This window comes from Dyadobacter luteus, assembly GCF_003383615.1.
GTDB lineage: Bacteria > Bacteroidota > Bacteroidia > Cytophagales > Spirosomataceae > Dyadobacter > Dyadobacter luteus.
In genome coordinates this window covers 23,856-30,079 of record NZ_QNUL01000046.1, presented here as the reverse complement: position 1 = coordinate 30,079, position 6,224 = coordinate 23,856, and the positions used below count along the sequence as shown (strand labels likewise).

Here is a 6,224-nt window from a genome sequence, read left to right as displayed (position 1 = left end):
TTTGGCGATCACAAAGTTCGCCAAACCGGTGCATTTTTATATGCCAAAATCACATTTCGGAATCATGCAACAAAGCCCTTACAAACTGAAATTTGGTACACCCCTTGTTCCACCCGGGCGTATTTAGATCAGGAATGCAAGAATGGAATGAGCTGTTGGTTAAGTCTGATTACTGAACAACATCTTAATATAAGCAAATGCAAATTCTTCTATCTCTTTTAGATTTGCGCTCCTTGACAAAATTCTACATTTTCATCAATACGGGCTTTAGCTGTATTTAAGATTGTATCGACTGGGATAACTAAGAACCCTGGAAAGGAGGGCATGCGCAGAATTATTTCCTGCCCCTTACTCAAAGCTGAAGCTTGTATCAAACCAGGTTCAACCTAAGGCGATATTTTGCTTAGTGGTGGACCTACCTGATTTCACTGAACATGATTGCTCAGCCGCGAGTGACTATTTCATTATCTTACTTTTTAGCTCTCTTTTTGATGTCATCGAAAATTCATCGGCATGATTTTACTTTGGATTGAATTGTTAGGGTGCCGGCAGATTATTCCGACCTTAATGATTTTAACGGATCTAGCGAAGCAGCCCTAATGCTTTTGCCCCAGTGCGGTGACTACAAAAAAACGCTTACGCCGACCACCGTGTTCGGCAGTTGCTCCACCCATAACTGAGGTTAGATATGATTTTTCCTCCAGCCGTTGCAAAGTAGTATGTACAGAACTGAAGCCAACAAGCCGACCGGTTTTATTTTCCAGTTCCTGTGTTACTGTAACCGCGTAGGCATTTTTACCCAAGATCGCTACAGTCAACAGCACGAGCTCTTCAAATTCCCCTAGAAATGTTCTTCTCATGCAAATTTTGATTTACTCTTATGTCGATAAAATTCTGCGCCAGGAAATAATATAGAGTTAATACGTTGATTTTCAATATATAAATTGACCTTCGTGAAAGTGAAACTGTTTGTAAATGAACAATTAACAGAGAATGACCGCATCTTTATAAGTCAGGAAGCTTTCGGCTCTCAGTGTCAGATATCTTCAGATTTGCGTGGCTTGAGGTAAACTAGAAGACTGTGTTTCTAAACCTGCTGATAAAGTCTCGTTGATAAGAATTGTATGCATCTGGGTAAAAACGGCCAATACCTATTAGCAGCAATAGCTCTATATTTGAAATTCGTATCCAACGCAATTACAAATATGCTGATTATACCGGGCGAACAAATAAGCCAATATCTGGCTTATGATAAGTTAATAGAAGGGCTCAGGAATATATTTCTTTCTGATTATACCATGCCGTTGCGCCATCATCACTTTTATACAAATCGTGATGGCGATCAAAATACCTTAATTCTGATGCCGGTTTGGAATCAGGATTACATCGGTATGAAACAGGTAACTGTAGCGCCCGGTAACGCCAAAGAAGGGCAACCCTCTATTTATGCTCAGTATATTTTAAGTGACGCCAGAACCGGCCAGCCACTGGCGATGATGAATGCGGCTGAACTGACCTCTCGTAGAACTGCGTGTACTTCGGCTTTAGCTTCCTCTTTTTTATCAAGGAACGACTCAGAAAATTTGCTGGTAGTAGGAGGTGGGGGAGTTGCAAGACATCTTATTCAGGCGCATTTAGCTGTAAGATCCTTTAAAAAAATCAGTGTATGGATGAGAAATCCTGAAAAGCTGGCAATGTTTGTAGATCAGCTTCTAACTGAGGGTATCCAAGTCCAGGCGGTGACAAATCTGGAGCAGGCAGCACGTTGTGCTGACGTAATTTCCTGCGCTACGCTTTCGAAAACACCGGTTATAAAGGGAGAATGGGTCAAACCTGGAACCCATCTGGATATGATTGGCTCTCATAAGCCCGATACGCGTGAAACCGATGATGATGCGATCCGTAAAAGCAGTATTTTCGTCGATTCAAGAATAGGGGCATTGCATGAAACAGGAGAGCTGGCTTTACCTATTGCAGATGGGATCCTATCAGAAAGTGATGTGAAGGCAGATATCGTAGAGCTGGTTAAGGGCATGTATCAGGGAAGAAAGACTGATCAGGAAATTACTCTTTTCAAATCTGCCGGACTGGCTGTTGAAGATTTAGCTGCTGCACTTTTGGTGTATCAGAATTTTAAAGACGGTTTGAACTGAACATAGTGAGTTAAAAGAAGTGCTACTTTCGAAACGGAAGGTGCTGTTTACAGGTGATTTCCGTTTTTGAAGTGGATGGATGCAGAAAAGCGAAAATTCTCAGGTATTAGAATGCCCTTGAATGTGCCTGCTGCTTTACCTGGGGCAGATAAAGCATGATTCCAGACATGATGCTGAATTTTGGATAAGCAGAAAGGCGATTACTTCTTAACATTTTTCTGAATAGAATCTACAAATTCAGGCGAAACTTCAAGCAGCTGACATATGGTGTTAACTGAAAGCCCTGCAGTTAACATATTAGCAGCGTTTTTCTGTAGCGCCTTGTCCTATCTAATTTTCTCACCTTGCTCAGCGCCAATCTTTCTGCCTTTCTCAACAAAGGTATCTAAAGTGCTCATGACCTATTTCTTAAAGCTATGGGTAACGTCTTTTGCAGCTCAGCGGAAACGTAAGCATCAGGTAATTGAGTAAGGTTTGAAAAGTCTAATTCACTTGCAATAAAAGCCGGCAGGTAGCTTTGAAAATACTCAATTGCAATATTACGGTCAGCGATAATGGCTCCTATAAAGGTGTCGTTGACTGAGGTTACTTTGCCCATCCGGTAAAGATAACGGGTATAAACAAATACTCATTAAAGCTTACATCTGTATTGCATAACATAAAACCATTAATTTTTTATTTTAGCAGCAACTATAACCAGACAAACTTGGTTGCGATTACAATTCCCATATGCATCATATCATAAGTTACCTGCCTGTTAGTTTAGGTCATAACCATGGGCTGAGTTTTACTGGCAGTTAGCGGTACGCTTGCAAGGATTATTGAACTGCCTTTTATAATATCTATTGAGAATAGTCAAAATGCATACACTTTTACCTTTTTTTCTTGCGATGGTGGTTCTGATAGTTCTGCTTAACATGTGGGCTGTCAAACTAAAAATTGCTTATCCGATACTTTTAGTTATTGCAGGGCTCTTGGTTAGCTTTATTCCGGGACTTCCCGCTGTAAGGATAGATCCGGACCTTATTTTTTTCATTTTCCTACCTCCTCTACTTTTTGAGGCCGCATGGTCGGTATCCTTTAAGGAAATGAAGAAATGGTGGAGAATGATTACCAGCTTTGCATTTCTGGTAGTTTTGTTCACTGCTTTTTCGGTGGCAGTGGTTACCAACTATTATATCCCCGGATTTACCATTGCACTTGGATTCCTGCTGGGTGGCATTGTTTCTCCTCCTGATGCAGTGAGCACTGCGGCAATTACAAAGTTTGTAAAAATTCCCAAGGCTACATCAGCCATTCTCGAAGGAGAAAGCCTTCTGAACGATGCTTCTTCACTGATTATTTTTCGCTTCGCGTTGGTTGCCGTGGGAACTGGGCAGTTTGTTTGGCAGGACGCTGTCACAAGTTTTCTTTGGATGGTCTTCGGTGGCGCAGCTATCGGTCTTGGTCTTGCCTGGATCTTTGTACAGGCTCACAGAAGGCTTCCGACTGAAGCGTCGTCGGATATTACACTTACACTTATAGAGCCGTATGCGATGTACTGGGTAGCAGAGCAGCTGCATAGCTCAGGTGTATTGGCAGTCGTGGCAGGAGGGATTTATATGTCGCTCAAACGTCTTACTTTTCTGAGCGGTAGCAGCCGGATCCGGGGGTACAGTGTGTGGGAGAGCTTTGTGTTTATACTAAATGGCATCGTGTTTCTGGTCATTGGTCTGGAGCTGCCAGAGATCGTGGACGGCCTGCGCTCGAAAGGTATTCCATTGTCCACCGCAATCGGCTACGGCGTGTTGGTAACAGTAGTTTTGGTAGTGTCAAGAATTATCAGTTCTTTTTCCGCCATGATCGCAACGCGTATATTCCGGCCAGGAGTCGTGCCTCGCGCCAAGACAAGGACCCGTATGCTGTTGATGCCGATACTGATGGGGTGGACCGGCATGCGTGGTGTTGTGTCTCTGGCAGCTGCTTTGGCTATACCGGTTACGCTCGAAAATGGAGATGAGTTTCCGTACCGTAACCTGATACTGTTTATCACTTTTGTATCGATTCTGCTCACTTTGGTGGTTCAGGGGCTGACGCTTCCCTACCTGATTACCCGCTCGAAGGCATTTGACACATTTCTTAACGAAGAATCCGAAGAGCTTACCAGAAGAGAAATGAAACGTGGTTTAAAGCAACATGTGTATGCGTTTATTAAAGAGAAATACGATAGCGAAAACAGCGGACACCATGGTATGCAGCTATTAATGAAACAATGGGAAGAAAGAGCCAAGGCTGCAGATGACACCTGGATGAATGAAAAGACTAAAACCATTTTCACAGAGGTCCTGCAGATACAAAGGGAGTATCTGACTGAGCTGAACAAAGATCCTAAAATTGATGAAGAGATCATCCGCCAGCAGCTCTATCAGATAGATCTGGAGGAAGAACGGTTGAAGATTGTGTAGATCGAATGATGCAATCAAATTGCCTCAGGATCGGTGGGTTAAGTAGGTTTGGCCGCTCGATTATGGTTTTGTTTGGAAAGTGTTCCATAAGTTATAAGTTACTACCGGGCAGTTTTTAATCGTGTTGGCATTTCAATAACGTAGAGCCGGGATACTGAACATTTTGAAGGTATAGTGATACATTAAATAAATAATTGCTGGAATAGATGAATTTGTTACTTGCACATTACAAAAATGCACTAGTTTTGTAACTTAAAAATAACAATTTGGAGGCTCTTTTTATAAAATATTTTTCTAAGCTGCAACGCGTATCAAGCCGGTTCGTACGCGACTTTATCCATGAGATTGACTGGGAGCGTAATAGATTGATCGGTATTAAGGGAGCAAGAGGTGCAGGAAAGACAACTCTGGTTCTTCAATATTTGAAACAGGTTGCGCTGCCAAATAGTAAATCCTTGTATGTTAGTTTGGATGATCTTTACTTCAGTGCAAATCGTTTGTATGACTTGGGAGAAGCATTTGTGCGTACAGGTGGACAACTTTTGGTTTTAGATGAAGTTCACAGGTACACTAATTGGTCGCAGGAAATCAAAAATCTGTATGATGACTTTCCAGATCTTAGAATCGTCTTTACTGGTTCTTCAATCATGCACTTGGAACGTAGTAAGGGTGATTTGAGCCGCAGGGCAGTAATGTATCATTTACATGGCCTTTCGTTCCGGGAATTTCTCCAGATTCAGCAAATTGTTTCCTGGCAGCCCATATCTCTGTCAGATCTTTTGAGCACGCATACACAACTGGCACTTGATCTGACACAAATGATCAAACCACTTGCTTACTTCAAGGAATATCTTCAATACGGCTACTACCCATATTTTTTGGAGAACAAAGACGTTTATGCGCAGAAGCTCACCGAAACGGTTCAGTTGAGTTTGGAGCTGGATTTGCCAGCTGTTTATGGCATCAGTTATTCCTCTGTAGATAAATTAAAGCAATTGCTCGTTGTTCTGGCCGAAAGTGTCCCTATGAAACCAAACATCAGTAAGCTGAGCGAAACGCTGAATACCAGTCGTGCGTTAGTTGTTGAGTATATGCATTATCTGGAAGAGTTGGGAGTGTTGACGCTTTTGCATCGCGATAGCTTTGGTATTACACGATTGCAGAAGCCCGAAAAGGTATACCTAAGCCATCCGAATCTTCAATACGCGCTGCACCAAAGCCGTCCGGATACGGGAACTCTTCGTGAAAGCTTCTTTCTGAGTCAGGTGCAGCCCTTACATAAAGTAGAATATACAGATAAGGGAGACTTTAAACTTGATAGAAAGGTGACTATTGAAGTAGGAGGGGAAAGCAAGACACGGAAGCAGATTGCTGATGTTGAAAATGCTTATGTTGCTGCTGACGGGATTGATATTGGTTATGGTGGGAAGATCCCTATTTGGATGTTTGGGCTACTTTATTGAGAGTTTTGGCGGAGTTATTTCAATTAGAAATTCTCAGTAGACACAAGACTAAATTTACGATAGTCTTCACAGAGGTCCTTCAGATGCAAAGAGAGTATTTGACTGAGCTGAACAAAGATCACAAAATTGATGAAGAGATCATTCGCCAGCAGCTCTATCAGATA

The 6,224-nt window shown here is 42.2% G+C and carries 3 protein-coding genes and 1 pseudogene; 3 read left to right on the top strand and 1 reads right to left on the bottom strand.

The features are described 5' to 3' along the window. Window positions 1-602: 602 nt before the first annotated feature. Window positions 603-860 (bottom strand): annotated as a pseudogene (locus DSL64_RS28085) (PadR family transcriptional regulator); the annotation flags it as partial. 345 nt (window positions 861-1,205) lie between these two features. Between DSL64_RS28085 and lhpI the strand changes: the two are divergent. From lhpI to DSL64_RS28065, 3 genes are all read left to right on the top strand, one after another. Next, window positions 1,206-2,153 (top strand): bifunctional Delta(1)-pyrroline-2-carboxylate/Delta(1)-piperideine-2-carboxylate reductase, encoded by a 948-nt coding sequence (lhpI, locus tag DSL64_RS28080; RefSeq protein ID WP_115834292.1) that lies wholly within the window; start codon window positions 1,206-1,208, stop codon window positions 2,151-2,153. Between the two features lie 860 nt (window positions 2,154-3,013). Further along, the gene (locus tag DSL64_RS28070; RefSeq protein WP_115834290.1) at window positions 3,014-4,597 is read left to right on the top strand and encodes a Na+/H+ antiporter; all 1,584 of its coding nucleotides are present in this window, start codon (window positions 3,014-3,016) and stop codon (window positions 4,595-4,597) included. Window positions 4,598-4,863: 266 nt separating this feature from the next. Further along, window positions 4,864-6,060, top strand: coding sequence for an ATP-binding protein (locus tag DSL64_RS28065; protein ID WP_115834289.1), 1,197 nt, complete (start codon window positions 4,864-4,866; stop codon window positions 6,058-6,060). Window positions 6,061-6,224 lie beyond the last annotated feature (164 nt).